This is a genomic window from Streptosporangium sp. NPDC002607, from assembly GCF_053592655.1.
Window position 1 is genome coordinate 139,893 of the sequence record NZ_JBSFWD010000012.1, and the last position, 26,890, is coordinate 166,782.

A 26,890-nucleotide genomic window follows, 5' to 3' on the forward strand; every position below is an offset into this window, starting at 1 on the left:
AGCCGGTGAACCTTCGCCGATCCGCATAAGCCCGGTATGTGTCGCTTAGGGTGAAGGGCATGGACGCGACCAAGGTGATCATCGATACCGTCGACCGGTTCAAGCAGCGGCGTACCGCTCCACTGGTCCTTGAACTCGACCTCACCGAAGGTCTGACCGACAGCGCCCCGTCGGATCCGCTGGGCGCCATCCTCGCGATGCGCAAGACGAGCCTGGCCGACGTGCTGGCCGGGCTCAAGCGTGCCAGGAAGGACGACCGGGTCAAGGCCCTGATCGTCAAGATCGGCGTCCAGTCACCGGGGCTCGCGGCCGTCCAGGAGCTCCGCCAGGCCGTCGCCCTCTTCCGGGCCTCGGGCAAGCTGACCGTCGCGTTCGCCGAGAGCTTCGGCGAGTTCGGCGGGGGCACCGTTCCCTACTATCTGGCCAGCGCATTCGAGCGGGTCTACCTCCAGCCGTCCGGCGACGTCGGGCTCACCGGCATCGCGATGGAGCAGCGCTTCCTGCGGGGCGCGCTCGGCAAGCTCGGCGTCGAGTACCAGCTCGGCCAGCGGCACGAGTACAAGACGGCCGCCAACACCTTCACCCAGGACCACATGACCGACGCCCACCGCGAGTCGATGGGCCGCATCACCGAGTCGGTCACCGAGCAGGTCGTGGCGGGCGTCGCCGAGGGGCGCGGGCTGGAGCCCGCCAGGGTACGCGAGCTGATCGACCAGGGCCCGTTCATCGGCGCCGAGGCCGTCGACGCCGGGCTCGTCGACCGGATGGCCTACCGCGACGAGGTCTACGACGAGGTCAAGCAGGAGGTCGGCGACAACGCGCTGCTGCTGTACGTCGGCCGCTACGCCAAGGCGCTGACCGCGAAGAAGCTCCCGCACCCGGGCGAGCAGGCCGTCGCGCTGGTCCGCGGCAACGGCGCGATCCGGCTCGGCCGCAGCGGCCGCAGCCCGATGGGCGGCGGCGGCGCGATGGGCTCCGACACCGTCTGCGCCGCACTGCGCGCGGCCCGCCGCGACGACGGCGTCAAGGCGGTCGTCTTCCGGGTCGACAGCCCCGGCGGCTCATACGTGGCCTCCGACGCCATCTGGCGCGAGGTGGTGCTCACCCGCAAGGCCGGCAAGCCCATCGTGATCTCGATGGGCGACCTGGCCGCCTCCGGCGGATACATGGTCTCGATGGCCGCCGACGTCATCGTGGCCCAGCCGGGCACGCTCACCGGTTCCATCGGCGTGTTCGGCGGCAAGGCGGTCATCGGCGGCCTGCTGGAGAAGATCGGCGTCACTTCGGAGACCGTGGGCGAGGGTGCCAACTCCGGGATGTTCTCCCCCACGAACGCCTTCTCCGAGGCGCAGTGGGCGCGGATCAACGCCTGGCTCGACCGGGTCTACGACGACTTCGTGAACAAGGTCGCCGAGGGGCGCGGCCTGACCCGCGAGCGCGCCCACGAGCTGGCCAAGGGCCGGGTCTGGACCGGGGCCGACGCCCTGGAGAACGGGCTCGTCGACGAGCTCGGCGGTCTGGAGGACGCCCTGGCCGTGGCCCGCAGGAAGGCCGGCCTGCCCGCCGACGCCCCGGTGCGCGCCTACCCCAGGCTCAACCCGCTGGAGCGGCTGCGCCCCGCGGAGTCCAGCGAGGACAAGGCCGCCGCGCTGGCCCAGGTCCGCGTGGAGGCATGGGGCCCCCTCGCCCATCTCGCGGGCGAGCTGGGCCTGCCCTCGTACGGGCCGCTCATCCTGCCGGGCTCGTGGACGATCCGCTGACCGCGTTCTCTGGTGAATAAGCCGCCGCGTTCGAACGCGGCGGCTCTTGCCCGTACGAGAAGAATGAGCCATGGCTCGCCGGGTCAGCGGTAGCGACTCCGGTAGCGCGACAGCGGCAGCACGGACGCGTCGACGTAGTCGACCCCGAGGACCTTGGCGATGAAGAGCGTGTGGTCCCCGGCCGGAACGACCTTGACCGTCTCGGCCTCCAGCGCGGTGACCCCGCCGTCCACGATGAGGGCCCCGCTCCGCTCCCCCCGGTGATGCGGCATGCCCGCGAGCAGCAGCCTGGCACCGGGACGACCCGCGGTGGCGAACCGGCTGGCGACCGTCTTCTGCCCGGCCGACAGCACGCTGGCGGCCCAGCGGTCGTGCCGGAGCAGCAGCTCGTTGAGGTATCCGGCGTTGTCCAGGCTCACCATCACCAGCGGCGGATCCAGCGAGATCGAGGTGAACGTGCCGACCGTGACCCCCACATCGTCCCGCTCGTCCTTCACCGTGACGACCGTCACCCCGGTCACCACCTGGGCCATGGACTCGACGAACTCGTTCATGCGGCAATCATCCCGGATGCTCAGCCTTCGCCGGGCAAGCCCGTGGCCGCACCGCGCTGATCAAGGTTTCGCCAGGTAGGACAGCGACGGCGCTGGACGGGTCGCGCCGTCGGCCGGATGGCCGCCCTCTGGCATCATGGTCATCGGCCGACGCGACGGGAGCAGTTCCATATGCATGTCGAGACGCATGGTCCCGCCGGTGCCCCGCCCGTGCTCCTGCTGCACGGTGGTGGTGTCGCCGGCTGGATGTGGGAGCCGGTGCGGGAGCGTCTCGCGCGCGACCACCGGGTGATCGTCCCGGACCTGCCCGGCCACGACCGCAGCGCGGACGAGACGTATCACTCCCATGCCCGCACCGCCGAAGCCTTGACGAAGCTCCTGCACGACGTGGGCGGTCGCGTCTCCGTCGGCGGGTTCTCCCTGGGCGCGCAGCTGACGGTCCTGCTCGCCGCACACCGGCCCGAGCTCGTGGAACGCGTGGTCGTGGTCAGCGCGCAGGCCAAGCCCATCGCGGCCGCCGGGTTCACCCTCGGCCTGCTCGGCGCCACCGCCGGGCTCGCCCGGCAGCGGTGGTTCGCCAGGTTGCAGGCCAAGCAGCTGTTCGTCCCCGGCCCGCTGCTCGACGACTACGTCCGCACGTCCGCGAGCGTCTCGAAGCAGACCCTGCTCGCCGCGGTCGGCGAGAACCTGCGCTTCACGCCGCCGCCCGCGTGGTCGCGTTTCCCCCGCGAGGCGCTGATCCTCGCCGGCGGGCGTGAACGGGGCCTGATGCGGGAGTCGGCCCGCGTGCTGCACGAAGCCCTGCCGGGCAGCGAGCTGGAGATCGTGGCGGACTGCGGGCACGGCATCCCGCTGCAACGGCCCGGCTGGTTCGCGGACCGGGTGCGCGGCTGGCTCGGCGCATGACCCGTCCACCGAGCCGCACCCCTGGGCGCTCGACGCCAGAGTAAATGACTGAATCGGCATTTTCCGTCATTTAGGGGGCCCGCATGGCCGTCCCAGTGTCGACACGAACGTGATCCTCGACGCCGCCGCGGAACTCGTCGCCGAACGGGGCTTCGGCGGGGTGCGGATCGACGAGGTCGCCAAAGGCGTGCTCTACCTGAGGTTCACCGGGCCGACAAGACGTCTGTCAGCATTGGCGGTTTTTGAGTAGCGTGAAGTGATGTTCTTCGATCCCGTACCGACGGAACAGGAACCCATCGCCCGCCCTGAGCTCCCGCCGTGGTCCGCGCCGCCCTCGCAGGAGATCGGAGCGGTGCTCGCGGTCGAGCGGGTGGTGGCCCGGAGTGCGAACGTCGTGGTGCTCCTGCCGACGATCCGGGTCTTCAGCACCGGCTGCATGCTGGATGTGGAGATCGCGTCCAGGCAGGGTGACCTGCCCGCCGAGGACTGGTGGTACGTGCAGCTGGCCGGGGCCCCGATCGCCCAGGCGTTCGGGCGCGGCAACCGACCGGACTCGCTGTTGCGGCTGGGCGTGCGGTTCGCCGACGGCACGAAGGTCACCACCCTCGAATGGGCACAGAGCACAAAGAGCGCCTCCGGCGATCCGCCGGCCGGGCCGCTGCTGTCCTGGCTTCCGATGGGCAGCGGCATGCGCGGCGGCGAGTTCGGATTCAACAACTTCGGGCTGTGGCTGTGGCCGTTGCCCCCGGCCGAGAACTTCGAGTTCGCCGTGGAGTGGCCACTGGGCGGCGTCGAGCTGACGACCGTCGAGCTCGACGGCGCGGCCATCGTCTCCGCCTCCGGCCGCTCGGCGCACTGCTGGCCGGACTCCACCGGGTAGAGCCGTTCACCTGAGCGAGGGGAAGCGGGTTACCCGGTGTGAGTGTCGGCGCCTCGCTTCGTCCACGGCCTTCTCCCCGCCGGAGTCCGCGACGATGTCCGCGCGGATGTCGCTCCAGCTGGGAAAGTTCGTCCTCGGTCCTCCTGGCTAGGACAGCTCCATTCGACCCCACTGGCCCCGCCCCGGCCACACAGACGGCTGGTTGGCAGACACCCGGACCTCCTACGACACAGTAACGATCTTGGACGCCCTGTCTGCGTTCCCGGACACACCATCAGCATTCGAATGTCTCGACGAGAGCTACACCCCAGTTGAGTCGGCGACCGTCCCAGCAGTCGTGACAGGGTGAACGAATGGCGACGAACCGCGAGTACTCCCCCCATCTCCACCCCACCGGATTCAAACCGTGGTCGGACACCACTCCGGCCTACAGAGATCTCCTCGCGGCGAAAACGCTTGTCTACGACCCCTGCGGGTTCACCTGCTCGCAGCCGGTCCCAGAAACCGAGGGTGCCGCGTACGCCGCCCACGCCTTCACCCTTGACGGGCTCGCCATCCGATTCCGCGCAGCCAAGACGACCCCCACCAAGGTCGGCCAGTTCGTCACCGTATGGAAGAGGTCCCCGGGCGGGCCCATCCAGCCTTTCGACGCAACCGACCCCGTCGACCTCTTCGTCGTCAGCACCCGCGACCATCACCACTTCGGCCAGTTCGTCTTTCCCGTGGACGCGCTCTGCCGACACGGTGTCGTATCAGCAAACGGTTCCGGTGGGAAACGAGCCTTCCGCGTCTACCCGCCCTGGGTGACCACCACCAACCGCCAAGCCGGCACTGCTCAGGCGTGGCAGCTGGACCACTTCCTGCACCTGCCCCAGGACCGCCCCATCGACTCCGCCCGCGCCCAAGAGCTCTACCACCCATAGGACGGACAACCCAGCCGGGGTGACATGATCGCCTACGACCTCTAATCATTTGGAATGACTCGCCCAGTACCGTGACAGGCGTTTCCGTACTAGACGAGCTACTGCAAGTAGCGCCACCTTGTCCACAGCGCCCGCTATTGATAAGTACAAAGTTCCATGAACAGCAGCAGAGCAAAAGGGAAACACCTACGGCTGCCCGGGAAAGACGATTATCGGCTCAGAGAGGGATCGAAATGACACGGACACTCGTTGGGCGCCTCCCATGCCGTTCCGTCATCGGATGCGTAAGCGCCGCGGCACTGGTGTTCGCGCTGGCCGGATGCGGGGAGGGGCCGTATCTCCCAATCGGTGATCCATTGCCCCGTGCCGTGGCGACGGGTCTCAGCGCCGACGGCAGGCTCCAGTACTTCGCGCCGCTCTGCCCGGGTGAGCAGGTCACGTCGGTCCAGGTCCTGGACTACGCGACCCACCGGGTGCTGTGGGAGGCGTCCAGTCCGGTAAAGAGCATTCGCGAAGGCGGCCGGATCACTGTAGGGGCTTCCGAGGAGTTCGAGCAGGTGAAGGTTCCGCTCGTCTCCCCGCTGCCCGACTCCCTGAGCCTGGAGTTGTCCTTCAGCAGAAGGGTGACCGGGGTCCAGGCGAGTCGTCGGGCCATCTCCTCTGACATGGCCGGCAGCGACACCGTCCTGACGGATTTGGGAGAGAAGATGAAGGAAGCGGACTTCAGAACCCGAACGGTGCAGGAAGTCTGCTGACGGCTTCGCGTGTTCATCGTGTTTCTCGTGCTCATGATGTTGATCCTCAGGTTGAATCCCGTGCTGCGGCCGGCCACCGTACGGCATGCCCCTGAATAAGCAGAAGTCGATCTGGGTACGCCGAGCGCCTCCGATGAAGCCACGCAACCACTACTCAAGCTGAGTCCGGGCTACCTCCACTGGCACACAAAGACCCCTCATGGCGTACCGAAGGCCGAAGGTTTCAAAGGATGTGCATGCGGACGCCGAGGCGGCGGATGCGTTCCCTGTAGTTGTAGCGCTCAAGGTCCAGCAGGGTCCGTACGGCTTGGCGGGCCATGGGGTGGTTGCGGATGAGGAGGGGGCCGCTCGGCCATTGAAGCACAACGTTACGCAGGCGACTTCATGGCGGCCAAGCCTACAATGGTAGGAACCCTTGACGGGAAGTAGGCGCGGAAGGCTTATGGTTAATCAGATTAAGGGCGATCACCCCCAGAAAGGCGCTCCCGGCCGAGAGGCGAGGCGTGTGGCATGCACATTAATTTGGGCACTGCTGTTTTCACTAAGCGTGTTGATTGCCCTCATGGGCTTCATTGTTAACGTATATGATTACAGCTGGAACACCGGAGAGCCCATAGGCGTCGATCCTGACGCCCTTCTTGTGGCGCAGTTGATTTTATATACTGCTATCAGCATGGATATGCTATCCATGCTTGTGGCCCGTAAAATATCAATGAGAATTGCATCTCTTGTGCTGGGGTTCGCGGTAGTTACGCGACTGGTTTCGCTGCCCGGCTGACCTCTATCCGCGCGGGAACGTAAGGTGAGATGGGTTCGCAGCGATGGTGCCTGCGAAATTATTCGCACAATCAGCTAAGGTGCTTGAAGTCTCAGTGAACAGGCTGGACAGCGGGACGCCGAGGAGAAACTTGCATATTCATCGACGATACTTATTCGGGCGGTTCCGGCGGCAATGAGCGGAACAGGGAACGGCTTCCGGGACCGAAAGGCAGAAGCCCTGCCGTTCATCGAAATCCCGACGTGCGACTGGAGGTTAGGCCATTGATTAGCAGTCCTGATTGTCGAACACTCCGCTTTTGATACCACCGATGAATGACTGCCACTCGCTGCTCGCGAAACGCAGCATGGGCCCGTTCGGGTCCTTGCTGTCTCGTATGGCGCGGCCTCCGCCCGGAAAGGCTGCCACCTCCACGCAGTTGTCCTGCTGAGCGCTCTTACTGCTCTTGCGCCAAGCAAGTGCAGGGGAGATTTGATCCATGGTTGTCGCCTCTACGTCGGAGTCATACTGTCGGCTTCAGATCGCATCTACTGTCGATTGGTAGAGGTCCTCGAATCTTCGGACCGCTGCGGTGTCCGCGAAAGGGCGAAGGCGGGCTCGGATGGTCTCGATGCGGTCGGTGACGCGGGCTGAGTTGACCTTGACCGCCAGGTTCAACGACTTCGAGGCCGCCTCGGTGGCCCGCTCGACCTCGCGGGCCTGGGCATAGGCGTCGGCGAGCCAGCTCAGGTAGAGCGAGACCTCCCGAGCGTGCGTGGCGTCGTAGGTGTCGATGCCCTGGGTGAGCAACGGTTCGGCCCTGAGCGGGCGGCCGAGTTCGGTGAAGCACCGACCGGCCATCACATCGACCTCGCCCCGGTCCAGCCAGTAGACCCACTTCGGGTCCTCATCACCCTCTCGATGTAGCCCGAACACTTGATCAACCTCGCCGAGCGCCCGTTCAGTGATCGCCGAATCTCCCGCTTTGGCGTGTGCCCAAGCCACTCGTTCCAGCAGCAGGGCACGGGTGAGCGGGGTGCTTGATCGCTCAGCGCCCTTGACCGCCGTACGGGCCATCATGGCCGCCTCCCTGGGATCACCCACGTTGGCCATCTGATAGCTCAACGAGGACAGCAGATTGGCCGCCGTCGGCTCATCCCCGGCGACATGCGCGGCTTGGATGCCTTTGACATAGTAGGTACGAGCGCGACCGTACAGTCCGGCGTCAGAGGTCACCCATCCCGCGAGCTGGCAGAGCTCTCCCACGGCCTTCAGGAGTCGGCGGCCCACCTCCTCGCTGTAGGCGGCCTCCCTGACGACCGTGACGGTCGCCTCCAACTCCTGGGAGACGAGCGCGTGCAGGTCCGTGCCGCCCACGTAGTCATCGAGGTGCCGCAAATGGTCGACCCGGTTCTCGATCTTGTCGATCAGTGAGTGACCGATACGACGTCCCGCCCGGATCTCATGAAGCTGTGGCGACTCCACGATCAGCCATTCGTGAGCGACGCGAAGCGCGGACTCCTCCGACATGGCCTCGCTCTCGGCGACCAGCCCGGCAGCCATCGCCTCATTGTTCTCTCGCGTCCAGCCGTCACTGAACAGCGTCAGGCGATCGCCGTTCACGTTCGGCGAAGTGACACCCAGTCGTTTGGCGCGGGACAGGACAACCGCCTGGTCGAGCACCGCCAGCGGGAGATCGAGCACGATGCTCAACCACGGCAACCAGGCCAGGGGCAGCCGCTTGCCGCGCTCCCAGCGGGAGACCTCGCTGCGAGTGATCGTGGCCTGCCCGGACACTCGGGCGAGCCGGTCGGCGAGGCTCGCCTGTGTAAGGCCTTTGGCCTGCCGGGACTGCTTGATCACTTCCTCGATCGTCAGACCCTCCACGCCCTGGCTCCTTTCGCTCGCCACCTGTAGGCCAGGAAACGGCCCCCTCGCGACTGACCTGGCTTCGGGGCGGCCCCTCGGCGCGGGCCCCCACGAGGCTCCTTTCATCGTCACCCACCTGCGGTTCTCTTGGAAGGGAATTACACAGAGTTACTCGATCTCACCTGGAGAAGATATGCCGGGCGACTCCCCACCAGTGATCACCGTGAATCCCTGCCAGGCCGCAGAGCCTCCGCGAGAAGAGGAAACCGCCTGCGACGGGTACGAGCGGGTGCCGCGTGCGCCGGCGTTACGGTTCACCGGCTGGTGCTTCTGGTACGGCAAGGCCACCGGACATTGGTGGGCGCTCTCCCCCACCTGGTGCCGACAGCGCGTCGGTCTGATCGAGGCCGACACGCCCGCCGAACTGGCCGCACAGATGCAGCACATCGAGGACTTCCGCCTCCGCCTCACCCCCGAAGGGCCTTCACGCCCACTCCCCACGTCAGACATCCCGGTACCGCAAGACCCCAGTGGGGGGAGCGGCAGGGACGTCAAGGTCACCGGCAACACCGGGCCCAACAGGATCGAGGGCAAGGGAGGTGACCGAGATGGCAGCGCGTCTCCTGTCCGTACTCGTCGGCGTGCTCGCTGACCGCTTCCGGACCATGGAGCAGGCCACGGGACCGGCTCCCCCTGCCACCAGGTGGTCACCACACCTGGGACGAATCCCTGGATGGTCAGCGCTCCAGGAGCACCCGCCGGTGAGACCCCCCGTGATCTCCCAACGGTTCGCGGCCGCCCCCGACCAGGTCAGACCCGCACGCGTCTTCGTCGCCGAACTCCTCGGCGACGACCACCCGCTCCGCGACGACGCCGTACTCCTGACCAGCGAACTCGCCGCCAACGCCGTCGAGCACTCCAGCGGACCGCTCGATGCCCGACCGCTCGACACCGGACCGCGCGACGCGGGGCCGGTCGACCGCCCACGGGAGTTCGTCGTCACGGTGGCCTTCCTCCCCCACGGCGCACTCATCACCGTCCAGGACCCCGGCGCCTCGGAGGTCCCCTGTACGAGGAAGCCCGGCCTGGACGCCACCAGCGGCCGAGGGCTCATGCTCGTCAACGACCTCGCCACCCGCTGGGGATTTCACCGCGACTTCACCGGAACCGTCATCTGGTTCGAGCTCTGCTCGACCAGCGGGTAGCCCCTGATTACGGCGCCTCGCCTCGGTTATGGCCTTCTCGCCGCCGGAGTCCGCGACGATCTCCGCGCGGATGTCGCTCCATCTGGGAAAGTTCGTCATCGGTTCTCCGCCTCGCGTTCTCGCGGGTGATTCCCAGCGCATCGACTGGGTACCACGCGGCCACGGTTACCGTCTCCGAGAACGCGAACCGGCCCCGGACAAGACGTCCGGGGCCGGCCGGGTGAATCGCTAGAGCAGGCCGTTCTGGGTGAGCCAGTCCTTGGCGACCGCTTCGGCGTCGTCCTTGTCGACCGCGACGCGCTTCATCAGCGCGACCAGGCCGGCGGTGTCGAGCTTGGCGGAGACCGCGTCGAGGGTGGTCTTCACCGTGTCGTTCACGCCCGCCTTGTTGACCAGGGGGGCGATGTTCTCCGCGGCGAAGGCGCTCTTGTTGTCCTGGAGGGAGACCAGGTCATTGATGATGATCTTCGGGTCGGTGGTGAAGACGTTGCCGACCTGGACGGTGCCGTCCTTGATGGCGTCGGCGGTGGCGTCGCCGGTCTTCTTCCACTCCTTGAACTCCAGGCCGTAGGTGTCCTTGAAGTTCTTCTCCTGGCGGGTCTTGAACTCCGGCGGACCGCCCACCGCGTAGTTCTTGGCGACCTTGACCAGGTCCTCGATCGTGGTGAGACCCTCCTTGGTGGCGGTCTCCTTGGTGACGGTCAGCGAGTTGTTGTCCTCGGCCGCGGCGGGCGTCAGGACCTCCAGCTCGGCCGGGAGCTTCTCCTTGAGCGCGGCGACGACGTCGTCCTTCGACTTCGCCGTGGCGGTGTTGTCGACGAAGGCGAGGAGCGAGCCGATGTACTCCGGCAGGATGGTCAGGCCGCCGCTCTTGACCTGGTCGTACAGGACCTCGCGGCTGCCGATGTTGAACTTCTCCTCGACCTGGACGCCCTTGGCGGCCAGAGCCTGCGAGTAGATCTCGCCCAGCAGGACGTTCTCCGGGAAGTTGGCCGACCCGATGACGACCTTCCCGGCGGCCGCCGGCTCGGAGGCGGACCCGGATTCGGCGGGAGCCGGGGACGCGCTGGTGAGGGGATCTCCGCCGCCGCACGCGGTAAGTGTGAGCGCCGCGGACAGAAGGATCGCCGCGGTGCTGAACAGGCGCTTCATGGTGCTATTCCCTTCCAAAACGGGGGGTAATCAAGACTATCGGATGGTCTGGCGCTCGCTCACCCCCGGGGAGACCGTTGCGCGCTGTACCAGGGTGAACCCGAGCTGAACGAGAAGCGCCAGCAGTGCTACGAGAACCGCTCCGCCGATCGTGCTCGGGAAGTTCTTGGTCGCGAGACCGTCGATGATGAAGCGGCCGAGGCCGCCCAGGCCCACGTACGCGGCCACGGTCGCGGTCGCCACCACCTGGATGGCGGCCAGTCGCAGGCCGAGCAGGATGAGCGGCAGCGCGACCGGCACCAGCACCCGGCCGAGAACCTGCCCGCCCCGCAGTCCCATACCGTACGCGGCGTCGCGCAGGTCCGGGTCGACCCCGCGGATGCCCTCGTAGGTGTTGACCAGGATGGGCGGCACGGCCAGCGCCACCAGCGGGATCAGCACCGGCAGGATGGTGCCGACGCCCATCAGCAGCACGATGAGGACGAGCAGGCCGAGCGTCGGCAGGGCGCGGGCCGCGTTGGCGATGGAGACCACCAGCAGGGCGCCCCGGCCGGTGTGGCCGATCAGCAGCCCCAGCGGGAGCGCGATCAGCATGGCCAGCAGCAGCGAGAGCCCGGCGAACTCCAGGTGTTCGAGCAGCCGGACGGGAATCCCGTCCGGGCCCGACCAGTTGACCGGGTCCCCGAAGAAGTCGATCAGCCAGTTCACGCGGACCCCCTCGCCCACGACCACAGAGTGAATCGCTGACCAGACGTACGGCTTCCGGTGGCGACTCCGGCGAGGCGGCGACCGGAGATCCGGGGCACCACACCGGCCGGGTCACCAAAAAGGTCGATCAGCCGGTTCACGCGGACCCCCTTGCCCGCGACCACGGCGTGAGCAGGCGCTGCGCCAGGATCAGCAGCAGGTCGGCGACCCCCGCGAGCACCACGACCAGCACGATGCCGACCACGATCGGGGTGTAGAACTGCCGCTGCCAGCCGTCGATGAACAGGTAGCCGAGCCCTCCCCTGCCGACCAGCGCGCCCACGCTGACCAGGCTGACGCTGGCGACCGTGGCCACCCTGAGCCCGGCCAGCACGACCGGCACCGCGATCGGCAACTCGACCTGGAGCAGCCTGCGCAGCGGGGTGAAGCCCATGGCCACCGCGGACTGGCGCACGTGGTCGGGGACCGAACCCAGCCCGTCGACGACCGCCGGGATGAGCACCGCCATGGCGTAGAAGGTGAGCGGGACCATCACGGTCAGCCGCGTCGCGAGGCCGGTGACCGGGATGAGCACGATGAAGACGGCCAGCGAGGGCAGCGAGTAGATCACGTTCATCACGCCGACGGTCGGCTGGTAGAGCCAGCGCCAGCGGGCTCCGGCCAGCCCGAGCGGGAGCGCGATGAGCAGCCCGACGACGATCGGGACCAGCGCCATCACGATGTGGTCCTCCAGCAGGCCCTGGATCGTGGGCCAGTTGCGCCCGATCCAGTCCCAGCGGACCAGGGGTTCCTCACTCACCCGCGTCCCCCGTGCCTCCCGTGCCCTCACCGGGGCTTTCCGCGTCCGCCGCCGATCCGGCCGCGATTCCCGTGCCTCCGGTGGATCCGCCGACATCTCCCGTGCCCCCCGCGGAGCGGGAACCCGGCACCGATCCGCCGACGCTCCCCGCCACCACGGCCAGCGCCTCGTCCAGGGCCTCGCGGGTGGCGACGCCCACGGCCCTGCCCGCCCCGTCCACCGCGACGGCGTTGCCCGACGGGGAGAGCAGCGTCGCGTCCAGCGCGCCGCGCAGCGAGTCACGCCCGCTGACGAACGTCCCGTACGGCGCGAGCTCCACCTCGGCGAGGCTGCCCGACTCGGGCAGGTCCTTGACCGCGACCCAGCCCAGCGGCCGGTTCCCCGCGTCCACCACGGCCAGCCACGGCTCGCCGGCGGCGCGCGCCGAGGCCGACGCGGCGTCGGCGTCGGTGGAGACCGGGACGAGCAGGTCGGTGCGGAGCCGTACCCCCTCGTCCGAGACGAACGAGAGCCGCCGGATGCCCCGGTCGCGGCCGAGGAACTCGCGGACGAAGTCGTCGGCGGGCCTGGCCAGCAGCGTCGCGGGGTCGTCGAGCTGGGCCAGGTGGCCCCCGACGCGGAAGACGGCCACCCGGTCGCCGAGCTTGACCGCCTCGTCGATGTCGTGGGTGACGAACACGATGGTCTTGTTCAGCTCGGCCTGGAGCCGTAGCAGCTCCTCCTGCAGGCTGGTCCGGACGATCGGGTCGACCGCGCTGAACGGTTCGTCCATCAGCAGCACCGGCGGGTCGGCGGCGAGCGCGCGGGCCACGCCGACGCGCTGCTGCTGGCCGCCGGAGAGCTGGAAGGGATAGCGGTCGGCCATCTTCAGATCGAGCCCGACCCGCTCCAGCAGTTCCATCGCCCGGTCACGGGCCTTCTTCTTCTCCCAGCCGAGCAGCAGGGGAACCGTCGCCACATTGTCGACGATCTTGCGGTGCGGGAAGAGCCCGGCCTGCTGGATGACGTAGCCGATGCCCCGACGCAGTGTCGGCGGGTCTATGGTCTTGACATCGACGCCGTCCAGGAGGATCTGGCCCTCCGTGGCGTCGATCATTCTGTTGATCATGCGGAGGGAGGTCGTCTTGCCGCACCCCGAGGGGCCGACGAAGACGGTGATCTCCCCGGTGGGCACCTCAAGGCTCAGGTCGTCCACCGCTACGGTGCCGTCAGCGTAGCGCTTGGTGACACCGTTGAATGTGATCATGCGCAACCTCTTGTTTTCGCCGGGTTACGGCCTCCCTGCCCCGGCCGCCTCCCTGATCTGGCCCAAGTCAGCCTATGCCCCACTTCTCCGATCTGTCTTCCCGGCTTTGTCCGGTAGATCGACATGTGTATTTCTCACCAAAAGGGCATTCGGTAGTGCGGGAGGTGCCCATGACTTGACATGATTACCCACATTGCTGGAGTTGATCCCTCTGGCACCGTATGTCACAGGCTTCACAGCCGCCCCAACTCTTCACCACGCTCGACGAACCACCAGAGGAACCGGTCCCGTGACCCAACCGCTCCTCGGTCAACGCTCGCGCGGCGAACTGATCGCCGAGCTCTACGACCGCCACGCAGCAGGGCTGTACGCCTACTCCCGCGACCAGCTGGGCAGCGCGGACTCGGCCTTCGACGTCTTGGTGACCGTTCTGTCCAGTGTCACGGACACCCACCCCCCGCGCGCCGCGCTGTACGCGCTCGCCCGCCGCGAGATCTTCCTGCGCGACATCGTCTACTCGCCCCCGGTCACCGGCCTGGACCCGGTCCCCGCCCTCGTCGAGCGCGTGCTGAGCGAGCTGCGCCCCCACCAGCGCGAGGTGCTGTACCTGTCGGGCGTCTGCGAGATGAACGCCGCCGAGCTGTCCTGGGTGCTCGACGTGGCCGTCGACACCGCCGACGAGCTGACGGTGAGCGCCTGCCGCAGGTTCGCCCAGTCGCTGGGCGCCGCCCTGGCCTCGGCCCGGATCCCCACGCACCTGACCGAGGTGTTCGGCGCCCTCGCCGTCGCCCCGGTCCGCGACGTGCTCGTCCTCGCGCCCTGGGCCACCCCTCCCTCCGGGCTGCGCGCCGCCGTGCTCGGACCGCGGGCACCGCTCGCTCCCGTCGCCAGGCGGTCAACGTCCCCGCTGGTCAGGCAACTGTGGCCGACGTCACCCGCCTGGCCGCCGCCGTCTCCCGAGAACGACGCCCAGACCAGCGCCCCGGCCTTCCCCGTGCCGGACCACATGGCGGGCGACCGCTTCCCGGACCCCTTCGCGCCGAGGGACCCCGGCACGGTCTCCACCCACGAGGCCAGCACCGAACCGCTGCCCAGGCTCGGCGACTCGGTGCTCACCGCTCTGGACACCGCGGCCCTGCGGCCGCGCCGCCGGCTCCAGCGTCCCAGACCGCGCCGGGCGGCACCGCTGTCGGCGCCCATCCCCGGGGACGTGCTGGAGGGCGCCCCCGTACGGGAGAACCTGTTCCGCCCGCTCAGCCCCGAAGCGCGGGCGGCCCGCGTCTACACCGACAGGCTCGTCGCCGCCGCGCCCCGCCCCGAGGCCGCACCCGCCGATCCGCCCGCCGATCCCACGCCCGTCGAGACGCCCAAGGCTCCGTCCGCCGAGGCCCCTCGCACGCCCCTCACGATCGCCCCGGCTCCCGGCCCCGTGCCGGGAGATGTGCTGGACGATGTGCCCACCGCGCACCCCACCGCGCACCCGCTCCCCGGCTGGCCCCTGCAGACCGATCAGCTCGACGCCCTCTCCGACGCCGAGCGCCACCGGCCTCTCTTCCCCGTCAGGTCCGCACAGGTGGAGACTCCTGACGGCGAAACCGGTCGCGCACAACCGCCGATGCCCACCTGGGCCACACCGGCACCGGCCCCCGACCCCGAAACCGGTCGCGTGCAGCCGCCGATGCCCACCTGGGCCACCGACCCCGTTCGGGCGCCCGCGGTCAACTGGTTCACGGACGCCGCTCCCTCCGGCACCGAGACCGGCGACGAGACCGGCACCGGAACAGACGCTCAGGCCGACGAGACCCCGACGGCCCTCCCCGCCTGGTCTCCCCGGCCTGACCATCTCAGCACCCCGGCGGGCCGTGCCCAGCTGCGCCTGCCCAGCTGGATCATGCGGGTCGACCAGCCGGACGACGCCCCGCCGCACACCGTGCCTCCGAACTACACCGCACCCCAGGACCAGTACGACGCGCAGTGGAGCGAGCCGACGACCGCGCAGGAAGGCGATTCCGGGGCGGAGACCGGCGAGGCCGGGACGGCGGAGACAGGGCTCCGGCTTTCCGGACGGGCCGGATCCCGCAGGCGTGCGGGCCGCCGGGCGGCACGCAGACACAAGGCGCCGGCGAAGGTCTCCCACCACGACTGGGCCTGGGAAGTGATCGGCTTCATCATCGCGGTGGCGATCGCCATGATCGTCTTCTTCGCGGTACCAATGATCACAACCCCGTGAAGCCGCCCTGGCTCCTTCGCCGGCCCTTCGGGGACCTGATCTCCGCAGGTCGGCGATGGAACCGCCGTGGGAGCTCCGCCAAGCTACGGCTGGGTCAGCTGCCAGAGTGCCGCTGAGGACCACAGGATCGCGATGAGGGTGACCAGGGTGCCGCCGGCGACCGGCAACGCCCAGCCGGGTAGGTACCGGCTGCGGACGAGGAGTACCTTCGCGGCGAATGCGCCGTAGAAGAAGCAGCCGGCGAGGGAGTGCAGGGCGACCCGGGCGCTGTCCAGCTGCACTCCGTAGGTGGTGATGCAGTGGTAGGCGACGGGGAGGGAGAGCACGAACAGCACGGCTCCGCCGATGCGGTGGGCGAGGGGTACCGGGCGGGGGGCTGCGCCGGCCCCGGGTAGCCGCCGGTACATCCACAGCGCCAATATGAGCTGGTAGAGGGCCAGGCCCAGCAGGGCGGTGCCGAGTTGCGCCTTCAGCAGGTTCGCGTCGTTGCCACGGCGTCCGAACAGGCTGCCGGCGTAGTCCGGAGTGTGTATCCGGCCGAACGCGTACAAGGCCGCCGCCACGGCCAGGGCGAGCCCGGCGGCCACCGCCGGCCGCAGCCAGACCGGGCGGGGTGACATCGTCCGTGCTGCTCCCATGTTCGTCTGCTCCCTTCCGTGATTCCGGCTGCCGGTGCTCTCGCAACAGCCCGCTCAGCGTTGCCCGTGTAGTGACTCATGGCGACCGACGGTGCTCAGCCCGTGTCAATCTTGTTTCCCTGCGGGTTGAGCACGTACCACTTGGCGCCGAAGGAGTTGAGGCCCTGCCCGCTGGTGTCGCCGGGCTTGGTGTCGCCGACGTAGTAGTACAGCGGGTGGCCGTTGTAGGTGACCTCTGTGGTGTGGTCGGTCCTGGCGGTGGTGCCGAGCAGGGCGGAGGATGCGCCGCTGCCGGCCTGCGGCCTGCCCGTGGCGACCAGCGGCGGCCAGGCGATCGCACACGCGCCGTAGCAGGTCGACTTGGTGCCCTTGTCCGTCTCGAACAGGTACAGCGTGCGCCCTTGGCCGTCGGTGAGGATCTTGCCGAGCTTGGAGTCCCGGACCGCGACGGTGACGCCTGCGGCCGGGCCGCTGCCGGCCGGGGGCTTCGCGGTCGGGGAAGCCGGTGTGGCTGGGGCGAGCTTCAGTTGGCTGAGCGCGTAGTGACCGATGGTGGTGCCGAGTTTGTTGCCGGCCTGGTGGTCCATCCGGGTGTGCACGCCCGCCCAGATGCGGCTGAGCCCGGCTTCGGTCGCGGCGGCGCTGAAGTTGGTGTAGGTCTCGGTCACGCTGGACGCGGTGGGTGAATGGGCGGCGGGTGCTGCGGCGCCCTGGGCGCCGATCGTCAAGACGGCCACCGCGAGCGCGAGCACAGGCCGCCGCTGGGTTCTCCGCGGTTCTGGAAGCGCGAACATCCTCATGATCCTCCTCCTGTCAGGTAGCAGGGAGAGAAGAGATGACAGGCCAATTCAGCGTTTCCTCGCCGGCCGGCGCCGACCGTGTCGGGGGCCGACTTCCTTAACCCAGTCGGGATTTGGCCGGGCCGGCCGTTACCGTGCCGGCCCGTGGAGCTTGCGTCGCCGGTTTGGCCTGCGGAAGCCGCTCCAGCTCATGGCAAAAAGCACCGCAAAGAAAGACGTAACCAGAAGTCATAATCTCGCTGTTCTTTTCATGGAGAACGGCACCCCTTTGTCAGCGGTGTTCGCCGGTTCGAGCTTTGAAGGCAGAGACCCCTCTTCTGAACGAAGACACTTCCCGATCGGTCAGCCGACGGCGAGAGTTTTCTGCTCACGGGTCACTGCAACAGGGCACCCTCGGTGCCGGAGGTAATCAAACATTCCATACCGTCACACTCTCTACCGTAGCGGACAGCAAGCACACATAGCCATTGCCGCGGCAAAGCCCTATGCAAATTCAGAGCGCCGGAGCGCTCATTCCACAGCCGCAGTGACCGATTACCGTAAGCCTCAGGGGTCGGAGAACAACGGAACGGCAACGTGCGCCGCGAACAACGCTACGCGAGCCGTGTCAGCGCGATCACGCCGAGAAAATGATCGATTTTTGGTTGCGATGGAGTGGAAACATATGTCAAGGCGGTGCACCCAACCGTCATTAAGCTGCATCGTTGCCCTTTAGTGCACGTTTCCGATCCGCCGTTTTACACCTGGCGTCATATCGCCGCGGGTCAGAGCCAGCCTTCGGTGGCGGCGCGCCAGGCCAGCTGCATGCGGGTCTGGGCGCCGGCGAGTTCCATGACGTTCGCGACGCGCCGCCGCACGGTCCGCCGGCTGACCCCCAGCTGGACGGCGATCGACGTGTCCGGCACGCCGGCGACCAGCAGTGCGAGCAGGTAGAGGTCGTCGAAGCCGAGCGGGCAGGGCGTCGTCCCCTCGATGATCCGCAGCGGCGTCGCCCGCTCCCGGTAACCCTCGAACGGCTGGTCGAACCGCTCCCGGAACGCGGCGTGGTCGGACAGGACCTCGACCTGCAGGCCCGCGTCGCGGCGGCGGGCGTTGTCCCGGTACTCCTCGGACAGCCGCTCCACCTCGCGCCGCGCCCAGTCGAGCGCCTGCTGGTGGCGGAGGAGTTGCGAGCCCAGCACGATGTCCGGTGCCACCGCGGCGAACCGCCGCCTGCCGGGAGAGACCGTCCTGATCAGTCCCCTGACCCGCATGGCGACCAGCACCGTCTCCGCCGTCTCGGCATCGATGCCCAGATTCCCGATGAGGTCGGTGACATCCGCCTCCGCGGTCGTCACCAGGAACCGGTAGACGCGCTCCTCCACGGGATCGAGCCCGAGGGATTCCAACATGCCGCAATAGTGGCACCCTAAACGCCGATAAAAGTTACATTTAATAGCTAACCGGACGGATCATGCCCCGGTGAACCGGCGGCGCGCGAGATTCCCCGCGTTTGGAACGCACCCGGCCCGCAATGGCGGGACCCGATGTCCGAACGGGTTGTGACAGTGATCTGTCAAGGCTAGTATCACGGCAACTCTTAGGAAACTTTCTTAAGAGAAAGATCGGGTTGGTAGCCCCACACCTCGCGGCAGACCCGCCCGATCCAGGTATGAGCTGCGCGAACGCGATGACGCGGGCCGTCACCGCGCGAAAGTCCGACCGTCCGGACACCCCACACCATCCGGTTTCCCCCCATGGGAGTGATCAAGTGTTGAGACAGCGCATCATGGCCGCCCTCGCCGCCCTGGCGGTCACCGGCGTGCTCGCGGTCGTCCTGCCGACGTCCTCCGCCTCCGCCGAGAGCTGCGCGGCCGCGTGGAGCTCCTCGGCCGTCTACACCGGCGGCATGACCGCCTCGTACAACGGCCACAACTGGTCCGCGAAGTGGTGGACCCAGAACGAGAGGCCGGGCACCGCCGACGTCTGGGCCGACAAGGGCACCTGCGGCGGCACGACGCCGCCCACGGGCAACTGCAACCACCCGAACTGGGCGGCGGGCACCTGGTACGTCGCCGGCAGCATCGTCAAGTACACCGACGGCAGGTACTACATCGCCGAGCACGACAACCCCGGCTACGACCCGGTGATCAGCACCTGGTACTGGGACCCGTACACCTGCGGCGGCACGACGCCGCCCACCGACCCGCCCACCTCGGGCTTCGTGGTGAGCCAGGCACAGTTCAACCAGATGTTCCCGAGCCGGAACCCCTTCTACACCTACAGCGGGCTGACCGCCGCGCTGAGCGCCTACCCCGGCTTCGCGAAGACCGGCAGTGACACCGTCAGGAAGCAGGAGGCGGCCGCCTTCCTCGCCAACGTCAACCACGAGACCGGCGGGCTGGTCCACATCGTTGAGCAGAACACCGCGAACTACCCGCACTACTGCGACGCGAGCCAGCCCTACGGCTGCCCCGCCGGCCAGGCGGCCTACTACGGGCGCGGCCCGATCCAGCTGAGCTGGAACTTCAACTACAAGGCGGCCGGCGACGCGCTCGGCATCAACCTGCTCGGCAACCCGTACCTGGTGCAGAACGACGCGGCGGTGGCCTGGAAGACCGCCCTGTGGTACTGGAACACCCAGAACGGCCCCGGCACGATGACGGCGCACAACGCGATGGTCAACGGCCACGGCTTCGGCCAGACGATCCGCAGCATCAACGGCAGCCTGGAGTGCGACGGCAGGAACCCGGCGCAGGTGCAGAGCCGGATCAACGCCTACCAGAGCTTCACGCAGATCCTCGGTACCACCCCGGGCAACAACCTGAGCTGCTGAACGACCGGGCGGCTGGTGTGGGTGATCCGCCCTCCGCGACCACCGGAGCCACCGAACGACCGCGTACCCGGCCTCCCGCCGGGCATGCGGCCTCCGTGAAACGTCCCGCCGAGCGCGAACCCGCCAGGCGGTGACCACACGCGTGCGACCCACACGCGTGACACGAAGGGCGCGGCCCACCGGCCGCGCCCTTCCCGCGTTCGCCCTTTCCCCGTGCCGATCCTGCTTCCGCTCCGTTTCCGAGCCCGCCCGGCCGCGAGTGGCGCCGGCTCACTCCGCCGACAGGACCAGCCCGCTGGTCGGCACGCCCGTGCCCGCGGTGACCAGCACGTTGCGTACCGAGGCGAGCTGGTTGGCCGAGGTGCCGCGGATCTGCCTGACGGCCTCGGCGATGCCGTTCATCCCGTGGATGTACGCCTCGCCGAGCTGGCCGCCGTGCGGGTTGACCGGCAGGCGGCCGTCGATCTCGATGCCGCCGTCGGCGACGTAGTCGCGGGCCTCGCCGCGTCCGCAGAAGCCCAGCTCCTCCAGCTGGGTGAGCACGAACGGGGTGAAGTGGTCGTACAGGATGGCCGCCTGCATGTCCGAGGGCCCGAGCCCGGACTGCTTCCACAGCCGGCCGCCGACCACCCCCATCTCCGGCAGGCCCGTCATGTCGTCGCGGTAGTAGCTGGTCATCGTCATCTGACCGGCGCCCGCGCCCTGGGCGGCGGCGGTGATCAGCGCGGGTGACCTGCGCAGATCCCTGGCCCGTTCGGCGGAGGTGACCACCAGCGCCACCGCGCCGTCGCTCTCCTGGCAGCAGTCGAGCAGGTGCAGCGGCTCCGCGATCCACTTCGACGCCTGGTGCTCCTCCAGCGTGATCGGGCGCCCGTGGAACCAGGCGGCCGGGTTGGTGGCGGCGTGCCTGCGCATGGCCACCGCCACCCTGCCGAAATCCTCGGAGGTGGCGCCGTAGGCGTGCATGTAGCGCCGGGCGAACATGGCGACCCAGGCGGCCGGGGTCATCAGCCCGTACGGCAGGTGCCAGCTCATGTCCAGACCGTGGGACGTGGGCTCGCCGCCGATCCCGGGGTTGGGCTGGCCGAACCTGCGTCCGGAGCGCTCGTTGAACGCCCGGTAGCAGACCACGGTCTCGGCGACCCCGGTGGCGACGGCCATCGCCGCGTGCAGCACGGTTCCGCAGGCCGCGCCGCCGCCGTAGTGGACACGGGAGAAGAACGACAGGTCGCCGATGCCCACCTCGCGGGCCACGGAGATCTCCTGGTTGGCGTCCTGGGTGTAGGTGACGAGGCCGTCCACGTCCGAGGGCGCCAGGCCCGCGTCGTTGAGCGCCGCGAACACGGCCTCGGCGGCGAGCTGGAGCTCGGACCGGCCTGACTGCTTGGAGAACTCGGTCGCGCCGATGCCGGCGACGGCCGTACTCCCGGAAAAGGAGACCACGCTGGTGAGGGCCTTTCTACGGGAGGGCGAACCTGACGGTGCCCGAGGCGTGGTCGCCGAGGCTGACCCTGCCGCGGACCTCGACCGTGAACTCGCCGTCCTCGCAGGCGAGGACGGCGCCGCTGAAGGCCAGTCTGTCGCCCGCGTACGCGGGGACGCCGAGCTTGACGTTGATGCCGCGGATGATCGCCTCGGGTCCGGCCCAGTCGGTGACGTAGCGCTCGACGAGGCCCATCGTGGTCAGGATGTTGAGGAAGATGTCCTTCGACCCCTGTGCCCTCGCGCCCTCGACGTCGTGGTGGACGGGGGTGAAGTCCATGGTCGCGAGTGCGGTCGAGACGACCACGGTGGGGGTCAGCTCGATCGCGAGCTCGGGGAGGACGGCTCCGACCCGCACCTCGTCGTCGGTAAGTGTCCGCATCACGCCTCCCGGGGGACCCACATGGGCAGGATCAGCTCGTCGTCCATCTGGCGATACGTCAGGCGCACCGGCATACCGATACCCACCCGTGAAGGAACGCAGTCCACCACGTTGCCCACGATCCGCACACCTTCCGGCAGTTCCACCACCGCGACCACGAAAGGCGTCCCAAGGCCCGGCACCGGGGGGTTGTGGTGGACGACATAGCTGTAGACCTCGCCCTCACCACTCGCCGTCAGGTACGTGCGCGCGGCCGAGCGGCACGAGGGGCAGACCGGTCCCGGCGGGTGGCGGAGCTCGCCGCAGTCGGCGCACTTCTGGATCCGGAGCTCACCTTCGGCGGCGCCCTCCCAGAAGAACGCGGTGTCGGCGTTGACGGCGGGTCTCAGCGGGTACGGCGCGCGAGCGGGTGCGTCCTCATCGGCCGCGGGCGCGTCCCGGCGGGCCGCCGACCCGTTACCGCCCGTCGCGGGCGTGCCCGTACGAGCCGGGGGCGTACCCTCGCCGGCCGCCTGCCCGTTTCCCGCGGGTTCCTTCGCCCGTTCCCTGGGCCTGAACTTCAGCACCCGGAACAGCATCTCGGCCACCGCCTCGCCGGCCACGTACCAGGTGACGTTCCAGGTGACGAAGTAGCCCTCGCCGAGCGCGGTCCGTTTCGGGCCGGCCAGGCCGGTGAACCGGGTGGCCGGGACCGGGGACTCGCCGAGCCTCAGGTAACGGTGGTAGGTCTGTTCGCAGTTGGTGGCGACCACGCCGGTGTAGCCGTTGCCGTCCAGCATCGCGAGCACGGCGTCGACCGGGGTGCCCGCCTGCTTGCGGTCCCTGTTCACGCCGGGCATGGTCCAGACCTGGATCATCGCCGGTGGCGCCACGATCTGCCCGTGCACCCCGGCCGCGGCCGCCTCGGGGTCGGTGTAGATCGGGTTGGCGTCGCCCAGGGCGTCGGTCCAGTGCCGGATCATCGGGGCGTTCACCGGGTCCGCCGCCGCGACCCCGAGCACCTCGCCCGCGGCGATCTGCCGCTCGGCCAGGGCGGTGAGCCGCTCGTGCAGGTCGCTGGGCTCCGCCGTCGCGGTCATCGGGGCGGCCTCGGCAGGCTCAGGCCGAGCATGGCGATGAGCTCGCGCTGTACCTCGTTGACGCCGCCGCCGAAGGTGAGCACCAGGGCGCCCTTGGCGCCGCGGTCGACGCGCTCCATCAGGTCGGCGGTGCCGGGGTCGGACGGGTCGCCGAAGCGGGCCAGCACCTCGCCGACGATCCGGCCGACGTCCTGCAGCCGCTCGGAGCCGTAGACCTTGGTGGCCGAGGCGTCGGGGGCGCCCAGCCAGCCGAGGTCCATGTTGGCCGCGACCTGCCAGTTCAGCAGCTCGTTGGTACGGAAGTAGGCGTAGACCTGGCCGAGCGCCCTGCGCACCGCGGGTTCCTCGATCGCGCCGGTACGGCGGGCCCAGGCCAGGAACCGGTCGTAGGTGTGCGCGATGTTGCCCGCCGGGCCGAGCGTGACCCGCTCGTGGTTGAGCTGGTTGACGATCAGGTCCCAGCCCTTGTTCTCCTCCCCCACGACCATGTCCACCGGCACCCGGACGTCGGAGTAGTAGGTGGAGTTGGTGTGGTGGCGCCCGTCCATCGTCAGGATGGGCGTCCAGGAGAAGCCGGGGTCGGCGCAGTCGACGATCATCATGGTGATCCCCCGGTGCTTCTTCGCGTCCGGGTTGGTGCGGGCGGCGAGCCAGATGTACTGGGAGTAGTGTGCGCCCGAGGTGAAGATCTTCTGCCCGTTGACCACGTAGTGGTCGCCGTCGCGGACCGCGGTGGTGCGCAGCGACGCCAGGTCGGTGCCGGCCCCCGGCTCGCTGTAGCCGATCGCGAAGTGGCACTCTCCGGCCAGGATGCGCGGCAGGAAGAACTCCTTCTGCGCCGCCGTGCCGTACTGCATGAGGGTCGGCCCGACGGTCTGCACCGTGATGATCGGGTACGGCACTTCGGCGCGGGCGATCTCGTTGGCGAAGATCTGCTGCTCCAGCGGGCCGTACCCGCCGCCGCCGTACTCCTTGGGCCAGCCGAGACCGAGCTTGCCGTCACGGCCGAGGTTGCGGCAGTGCTCCATGTAGGCGTGGCCGAACGGGTCGGTGGAGATCTTCTTGCGGTCGGCGGCGGTGAGGCAGGACTGGAAGTACTCGCGCAGCTCGGCGCGGAGCCTCTGCTGCTCGGGAGTCAGGTCGATCAGCATCAGACGAGCGCTCCGATCATGTCGAGCCGGGCTTCCACCCCGCCCAGCAGGTGGGCGTGGTGCTTGCCCCAGGCGAAGTAGCGGTGCAGCGGGTAGGTCACGTCCACGCCGATCCCGCCGTGCAGGTGCTGGCAGGTGTAGAGCGCCCGCAGCGCCTGGTCGGTGGCGGTCAGCGCGCCGACGGCCAGGTCGGCCTCGGCCTCGGAGTCGGCCCCCTCGGCCAGCCGCCACGCCCCGGACCAGACGGCCACGTCCAGTGCCCGACCGGCGATGTAGACGTCGGCGATCTGCACGGTGACCGCCTGGAACTCGGCCAGCGCCCGGTCGAACTGCCTGCGCGTCCTGATGTACTCGGTGGTGAGCGCCAGTGCTCCGGCCAGCACTCCGGAGGTGACCGCGATGTTCCCGGCCAGCACCAGCCTGCGCAGGCCGTCGGCCGCGACACCGTCCGCGGCGCCGACGAGCTCGCCGGGAGTGCCCGCCAGGCTCAGCGCGGCGGCCGGCTCGCCGGTGGAGAGCGTCACCCGGTGCTGTGTCGTCTCGGCGGGGTCCACCAGGAACAGGCCGACGCCCGTCCCCGTGGTGGCCGGAACGAGGATCCTCGCGGCCTGGGCCGCGTAGGGCGTCGTGGTCCTGGCACCGTGCAGCACCCACCCGGAGCCGTCCTCACGCGCGGTCGTGGCGGGCGGGGCGCCGAGGTCACGTCCCGGCTCGGACGGCGCGGCGGCCAGCGAGATCTCACCGTCCGCCAGCGGGGCCAGTGCCTCGCGCTGCTCGCGGGAGCCGTACCTGGCGATCACCTGCGCGGCGACCAGGCTCTGCTCGGCGGGGACCGGCGCCACGTGGGCGCCGATCTCCCGCAGGATGACCGCCATCTCCACCGGACCCAGCCCGGCCCCGCCGGCCTCCTCCGGCAGGCAGACGCCGAGCAGTCCCGCCTGGGCCAGGGAGCGCCACAGGGCCGCGTCGTAGGGGGCGCCGCTCTTCTCGTGGGCTTCGAGCCTGGCCGAGGTCACCTCCCTGCCGAGGAGGTCGACCGCGAGCTCGCGCAGGTCGGTCTGGGTCTCGTCAAGATTGAAATCCACTGGCGCTCCAGGGTTGCCGTCGGCCGTGCTGGATGAACTCGTCGTCGATGCGGCTGGCGTCCTCGGGGGTGAGTGGCCGCCAGGACGCCTGCCCGGGTGGGCGCCACCAGACGGGGTCGCCGGTGTGCCATGCCTCAGCGGCGAGGATCCGCTTGATGACCTTGTTGGACGCGGTCTGCGGCAGTTCCGCGCTGATCCGGATATATCGGGGTATGGCCTTGGGGCCCACGTCCTTCCTGCCGGCCAGGAAGCTCGCGAACGCCTCGGGATCGAAGCCGTCCCGCAGCACCAGGGCCGCCATCACCTGGTCGCCCGCCGCGGCGTCCGGTACGGGGTAGACGGCCGCCTCGACCACGCCGGGGAACTCGCGCACGACCGCCTCTATCGGCGCGACCGCCAGGTTCTCCCCGTCCACCCGGAGCCGCTCGGTGCCCCGCCCGGCGAAGAACACGTAACCGTCGGCGTCGGCGTAGGCCAGGTCCCCCGACCAGAAGGCGCCCCGCCTGACGCGCTCGCGGTCGGCGTCGGGGTCGTTGTAGTAGCCGTCGAACAGGCCCAGTCCGCGGGTGTTGACCAGCTCCCCGATCGCCTCGCCCGCGTTGAGCAGCCGCCCGTCCTCGAAGACCGCGACCGGGCACCTTTCCCCCGTGGCGGGGTCGCGGATCTCGACCTCCTCGGGGAGCCTGCCCAGGCATCCCGGTGGCCCGGACGGGGCGGGGGTGATCGAGATCGCGGTCTCGGTGGACCCGAACGCGTCGATGACGTAGCAGCCGAAACGCTCCCCGAACCGGCTGACCGCGGTGGCGCTGCCCTCGTTGCCGAACGCGATCTTCAGGGTGTTCTCCGCGTCCGAGGGCTCCGCCGGGGTGGCCAGCACGTAGGAGAGCGCCTTGCCCACGTAGTGCAGGTAGGTGACCCCGTAGCGCCTGACGTCGGGCATCAGGCCCGAGGCCGAGAACCTCCGCCGCAGCACCAGCGCCGCCCCCGACGCCACCGCCGGGGCGTACGCGGCCATGATCGCCCCGGAGTGGAAGAGCGGCATCGAGCAGTAGACGACGTCCTGCGGCGACAGCATCGCCGCCAGGCTCGCCCCCGGAACCGCGATCTTCCGCTGCGTGATCTTCACCGCCCTGGGCCGTCCCGAGGTCCCCGACGTGAAGATCAGCATCGTCAGCGCGTCCTCGCGTACCGGGCCCGCCAAAGGAGCGGGCGACGGCGCGGCGGGATCGGCGGATGGCCGGGAGCGGGCCGATTCCGGATCGCGGAGCGCGGCGAGGTCGGCCGCGAGGGTGGCGTGGGCGGGCTCGTGCAGGATCAGGTCGACATGTGTCGCGTCCGCGTCGCGGGCGAGTTCGGCGGCGCTCCTGGTGGTGTTCAGCGCGACGACCACGTGACCGGAGAGCGCGGCCCCGCCCAGCAGGAACAGCACCTCGGGAACGTTGTCGAACAGCACGCCGACGTGCAGGTTCCGGCCACGCGCGTCCAGCAGGGCGGCGCGGGCCCGGCACTCGGCGACGTACTCGCGCCAGCTCCAGGTCCGCTCCTCGAAGAGCAGGCCGGGCCGGTCGTCGTCGGCGCGCCGCTCCAGCAGCCCCGCCAGCGTCTCTTCGGACATTGCGCCTCCCGCCAGGATGCCCAGGCCAGCTGCTCCGAAAAGTAGAACAGATTCTATTCCGTGTCCAGAGCCGGCTGATCGCAACACCTCACCGGATAA

Annotated in this window: 27 protein-coding genes; 11 read left to right on the top strand and 16 right to left on the bottom strand. The window is 69.1% G+C overall.

All coding sequences use genetic code 11. The annotated features are described in order from the left end of the window. The first annotated feature begins 59 nt into the window (after positions 1–59). Positions 60–1,760 carry a signal peptide peptidase SppA gene (gene sppA / locus ACWD3H_RS16575; RefSeq protein ID WP_451955558.1) on the top strand — a complete coding sequence of 567 codons (1,701 nt, stop codon included), beginning with the start codon at positions 60–62 and terminating at the stop codon, positions 1,758–1,760. A gap of 83 nt (positions 1,761–1,843) precedes the next feature. Here sppA and ACWD3H_RS16580 read toward each other — a convergent pair whose 3' ends face one another. Then, positions 1,844–2,314: a flavin reductase family protein gene (locus ACWD3H_RS16580; RefSeq protein ID WP_451955559.1), complete on the bottom strand. Its 471-nt coding sequence runs from the start codon at positions 2,312–2,314 to the stop codon at positions 1,844–1,846. 171 nt (positions 2,315–2,485) lie between these two features. Between ACWD3H_RS16580 and ACWD3H_RS16585 the strand changes: the two genes are divergently transcribed. From ACWD3H_RS16585 to ACWD3H_RS16610, 6 genes are all read left to right on the top strand, one after another. Further along, positions 2,486–3,220 carry an alpha/beta fold hydrolase gene (locus ACWD3H_RS16585; protein WP_451955560.1) on the top strand — a complete coding sequence of 245 codons (735 nt, stop codon included), beginning with the start codon at positions 2,486–2,488 and terminating at the stop codon, positions 3,218–3,220. Positions 3,221–3,329: 109 nt separating this feature from the next. After that, a complete protein-coding gene (locus tag ACWD3H_RS16590; RefSeq protein ID WP_451955561.1) occupies positions 3,330–3,470 on the top strand; it encodes a TetR family transcriptional regulator in 141 nt (46 codons plus the stop codon). Between the two features lie 9 nt (positions 3,471–3,479). Then, positions 3,480–4,100 carry a hypothetical protein gene (locus ACWD3H_RS16595; protein ID WP_350914461.1) on the top strand — a complete coding sequence of 207 codons (621 nt, stop codon included), beginning with the start codon at positions 3,480–3,482 and terminating at the stop codon, positions 4,098–4,100. Between the two features lie 353 nt (positions 4,101–4,453). Next, complete coding sequence (locus tag ACWD3H_RS16600; protein WP_451955562.1) at positions 4,454–5,023, top strand: MepB family protein; 570 nt, start codon at positions 4,454–4,456, stop codon at positions 5,021–5,023. 368 nt (positions 5,024–5,391) lie between these two features. Continuing rightward, positions 5,392–5,778, top strand: a complete 387-nt coding sequence (locus ACWD3H_RS16605; RefSeq protein WP_451955563.1) for a hypothetical protein — start codon at positions 5,392–5,394, stop codon at positions 5,776–5,778. A 442-nt stretch (positions 5,779–6,220) separates the two neighbouring features. Then, positions 6,221–6,556 carry a hypothetical protein gene (locus ACWD3H_RS16610; protein ID WP_451955564.1) on the top strand — a complete coding sequence of 112 codons (336 nt, stop codon included), beginning with the start codon at positions 6,221–6,223 and terminating at the stop codon, positions 6,554–6,556. A gap of 267 nt (positions 6,557–6,823) precedes the next feature. Here the strand turns inward: ACWD3H_RS16610 and ACWD3H_RS16615 are convergent, their stop codons facing one another. Together ACWD3H_RS16615 and ACWD3H_RS16620 are read right to left on the bottom strand one after the other, a co-directional pair. Next, on the bottom strand, positions 6,824–7,036 hold the full coding sequence (locus ACWD3H_RS16615; protein WP_451955565.1) for a DUF397 domain-containing protein: 213 nt from the start codon (positions 7,034–7,036) through the stop codon (positions 6,824–6,826). A 36-nt stretch (positions 7,037–7,072) separates the two neighbouring features. Next, on the bottom strand, positions 7,073–8,422 hold the full coding sequence (locus ACWD3H_RS16620; protein ID WP_451955566.1) for a helix-turn-helix domain-containing protein: 1,350 nt from the start codon (positions 8,420–8,422) through the stop codon (positions 7,073–7,075). A 175-nt stretch (positions 8,423–8,597) separates the two neighbouring features. Here ACWD3H_RS16620 and ACWD3H_RS16625 point away from each other — a divergent pair, with 175 nt between their 5' ends. Together ACWD3H_RS16625 and ACWD3H_RS16630 are read left to right on the top strand one after the other, a co-directional pair. Continuing rightward, complete coding sequence (locus ACWD3H_RS16625; protein WP_451955567.1) at positions 8,598–9,056, top strand: hypothetical protein; 459 nt, start codon at positions 8,598–8,600, stop codon at positions 9,054–9,056. Positions 9,057–9,165: 109 nt separating this feature from the next. Then, positions 9,166–9,609, top strand: coding sequence for an ATP-binding protein (locus tag ACWD3H_RS16630; protein WP_451955568.1), 444 nt, complete (start codon positions 9,166–9,168; stop codon positions 9,607–9,609). A 228-nt stretch (positions 9,610–9,837) separates the two neighbouring features. Here ACWD3H_RS16630 and ACWD3H_RS16635 read toward each other — a convergent pair whose 3' ends face one another. From ACWD3H_RS16635 to ACWD3H_RS16650, 4 genes are all read right to left on the bottom strand, one after another. Beyond that, positions 9,838–10,761, bottom strand: a complete 924-nt coding sequence (locus ACWD3H_RS16635) for an ABC transporter substrate-binding protein (protein ID WP_355558617.1) — start codon at positions 10,759–10,761, stop codon at positions 9,838–9,840. Positions 10,762–10,797: 36 nt separating this feature from the next. After that, positions 10,798–11,469, bottom strand: a complete 672-nt coding sequence (locus tag ACWD3H_RS16640) for an ABC transporter permease (protein ID WP_326829379.1) — start codon at positions 11,467–11,469, stop codon at positions 10,798–10,800. Between the two features lie 136 nt (positions 11,470–11,605). Then, positions 11,606–12,268 carry an ABC transporter permease gene (locus tag ACWD3H_RS16645; RefSeq protein WP_355558611.1) on the bottom strand — a complete coding sequence of 221 codons (663 nt, stop codon included), beginning with the start codon at positions 12,266–12,268 and terminating at the stop codon, positions 11,606–11,608. Continuing rightward, positions 12,261–13,514, bottom strand: coding sequence for an ABC transporter ATP-binding protein (locus tag ACWD3H_RS16650; RefSeq protein WP_451955569.1), 1,254 nt, complete (start codon positions 13,512–13,514; stop codon positions 12,261–12,263). Before ACWD3H_RS16650 ends, ACWD3H_RS16645 begins: the two co-directional genes overlap by 8 nt. A 289-nt stretch (positions 13,515–13,803) precedes the next feature. On the opposite strand from ACWD3H_RS16650, the gene ACWD3H_RS16655 reads away from it, so the two are divergent. Continuing rightward, positions 13,804–15,744, top strand: a complete 1,941-nt coding sequence (locus tag ACWD3H_RS16655; RefSeq protein ID WP_451955570.1) for a hypothetical protein — start codon at positions 13,804–13,806, stop codon at positions 15,742–15,744. An 83-nt stretch (positions 15,745–15,827) separates the two neighbouring features. Here ACWD3H_RS16655 and ACWD3H_RS16660 read toward each other — a convergent pair whose 3' ends face one another. The 3 genes from ACWD3H_RS16660 to ACWD3H_RS16670 form a co-directional block, all read right to left on the bottom strand. Then, positions 15,828–16,382, bottom strand: a complete 555-nt coding sequence (locus ACWD3H_RS16660) for a DUF6529 family protein (RefSeq protein WP_451955571.1) — start codon at positions 16,380–16,382, stop codon at positions 15,828–15,830. Positions 16,383–16,477: 95 nt separating this feature from the next. Next, a complete protein-coding gene (locus tag ACWD3H_RS16665) occupies positions 16,478–17,182 on the bottom strand; it encodes a hypothetical protein (RefSeq protein ID WP_451955572.1) in 705 nt (234 codons plus the stop codon). Between the two features lie 764 nt (positions 17,183–17,946). Continuing rightward, positions 17,947–18,573 carry a helix-turn-helix domain-containing protein gene (locus ACWD3H_RS16670; RefSeq protein ID WP_451955573.1) on the bottom strand — a complete coding sequence of 209 codons (627 nt, stop codon included), beginning with the start codon at positions 18,571–18,573 and terminating at the stop codon, positions 17,947–17,949. A 362-nt stretch (positions 18,574–18,935) separates the two neighbouring features. Between ACWD3H_RS16670 and ACWD3H_RS16675 the strand changes: the two genes are divergently transcribed. Further along, the gene (locus ACWD3H_RS16675) at positions 18,936–19,997 is read left to right on the top strand and encodes a glycoside hydrolase family 19 protein (RefSeq protein ID WP_451955600.1); all 1,062 of its coding nucleotides are present in this window, start codon (positions 18,936–18,938) and stop codon (positions 19,995–19,997) included. Positions 19,998–20,267: 270 nt separating this feature from the next. Here ACWD3H_RS16675 and ACWD3H_RS16680 read toward each other — a convergent pair whose 3' ends face one another. The 6 genes from ACWD3H_RS16680 to ACWD3H_RS16705 are packed head-to-tail and all read right to left on the bottom strand — an operon-like array spanning position 20,268 to position 26,791. Then, complete coding sequence (locus ACWD3H_RS16680; protein ID WP_355558585.1) at positions 20,268–21,440, bottom strand: lipid-transfer protein; 1,173 nt, start codon at positions 21,438–21,440, stop codon at positions 20,268–20,270. A gap of 16 nt (positions 21,441–21,456) precedes the next feature. Beyond that, entirely contained in the window at positions 21,457–21,861 is a 405-nt protein-coding gene (locus tag ACWD3H_RS16685; protein WP_350914428.1) for a MaoC/PaaZ C-terminal domain-containing protein, read from the bottom strand. Continuing rightward, positions 21,861–22,940: a bifunctional MaoC family dehydratase N-terminal/OB-fold nucleic acid binding domain-containing protein gene (locus ACWD3H_RS16690; protein WP_451955574.1), complete on the bottom strand. Its 1,080-nt coding sequence runs from the start codon at positions 22,938–22,940 to the stop codon at positions 21,861–21,863. The genes ACWD3H_RS16685 and ACWD3H_RS16690 overlap by 1 nt, the downstream gene beginning before the upstream one ends. Beyond that, the gene (locus ACWD3H_RS16695; protein WP_350914425.1) at positions 22,937–24,091 is read right to left on the bottom strand and encodes an acyl-CoA dehydrogenase family protein; all 1,155 of its coding nucleotides are present in this window, start codon (positions 24,089–24,091) and stop codon (positions 22,937–22,939) included. The genes ACWD3H_RS16690 and ACWD3H_RS16695 overlap by 4 nt, the downstream gene beginning before the upstream one ends. Continuing rightward, positions 24,091–25,176 carry an acyl-CoA dehydrogenase family protein gene (locus ACWD3H_RS16700; RefSeq protein WP_451955575.1) on the bottom strand — a complete coding sequence of 362 codons (1,086 nt, stop codon included), beginning with the start codon at positions 25,174–25,176 and terminating at the stop codon, positions 24,091–24,093. The genes ACWD3H_RS16695 and ACWD3H_RS16700 overlap by 1 nt, the downstream gene beginning before the upstream one ends. Further along, positions 25,160–26,791: an AMP-binding protein gene (locus tag ACWD3H_RS16705; protein ID WP_451955576.1), complete on the bottom strand. Its 1,632-nt coding sequence runs from the start codon at positions 26,789–26,791 to the stop codon at positions 25,160–25,162. The genes ACWD3H_RS16700 and ACWD3H_RS16705 overlap by 17 nt, the downstream gene beginning before the upstream one ends. Positions 26,792–26,890: the final 99 nt, after the last annotated feature.

Coding starts and splice junctions, on each gene's coding strand:
- sppA (WP_451955558.1), top strand. CDS start 60: ATGGACGCGACCAAGGTGATCATCGATACCGTCGACCGGTTCAAGCAG.
- ACWD3H_RS16580 (WP_451955559.1), bottom strand. CDS start 2,314: ATGAACGAGTTCGTCGAGTCCATGGCCCAGGTGGTGACCGGGGTGACG.
- ACWD3H_RS16585 (WP_451955560.1), top strand. CDS start 2,486: ATGCATGTCGAGACGCATGGTCCCGCCGGTGCCCCGCCCGTGCTCCTG.
- ACWD3H_RS16595 (WP_350914461.1), top strand. CDS start 3,480: ATGTTCTTCGATCCCGTACCGACGGAACAGGAACCCATCGCCCGCCCT.
- ACWD3H_RS16600 (WP_451955562.1), top strand. CDS start 4,454: ATGGCGACGAACCGCGAGTACTCCCCCCATCTCCACCCCACCGGATTC.
- ACWD3H_RS16610 (WP_451955564.1), top strand. CDS start 6,221: ATGGTTAATCAGATTAAGGGCGATCACCCCCAGAAAGGCGCTCCCGGC.
- ACWD3H_RS16615 (WP_451955565.1), bottom strand. CDS start 7,036: ATGGATCAAATCTCCCCTGCACTTGCTTGGCGCAAGAGCAGTAAGAGC.
- ACWD3H_RS16625 (WP_451955567.1), top strand. CDS start 8,598: ATGCCGGGCGACTCCCCACCAGTGATCACCGTGAATCCCTGCCAGGCC.
- ACWD3H_RS16635 (WP_355558617.1), bottom strand. CDS start 10,761: ATGAAGCGCCTGTTCAGCACCGCGGCGATCCTTCTGTCCGCGGCGCTC.
- ACWD3H_RS16650 (WP_451955569.1), bottom strand. CDS start 13,514: ATGATCACATTCAACGGTGTCACCAAGCGCTACGCTGACGGCACCGTA.
- ACWD3H_RS16660 (WP_451955571.1), bottom strand. CDS start 16,382: ATGGGAGCAGCACGGACGATGTCACCCCGCCCGGTCTGGCTGCGGCCG.
- ACWD3H_RS16665 (WP_451955572.1), bottom strand. CDS start 17,182: ATGAGGATGTTCGCGCTTCCAGAACCGCGGAGAACCCAGCGGCGGCCT.
- ACWD3H_RS16670 (WP_451955573.1), bottom strand. CDS start 18,573: ATGTTGGAATCCCTCGGGCTCGATCCCGTGGAGGAGCGCGTCTACCGG.
- ACWD3H_RS16685 (WP_350914428.1), bottom strand. CDS start 21,861: ATGCGGACACTTACCGACGACGAGGTGCGGGTCGGAGCCGTCCTCCCC.
- ACWD3H_RS16690 (WP_451955574.1), bottom strand. CDS start 22,940: ATGACCGCGACGGCGGAGCCCAGCGACCTGCACGAGCGGCTCACCGCC.
- ACWD3H_RS16695 (WP_350914425.1), bottom strand. CDS start 24,091: ATGCTGATCGACCTGACTCCCGAGCAGCAGAGGCTCCGCGCCGAGCTG.
- ACWD3H_RS16705 (WP_451955576.1), bottom strand. CDS start 26,791: ATGTCCGAAGAGACGCTGGCGGGGCTGCTGGAGCGGCGCGCCGACGAC.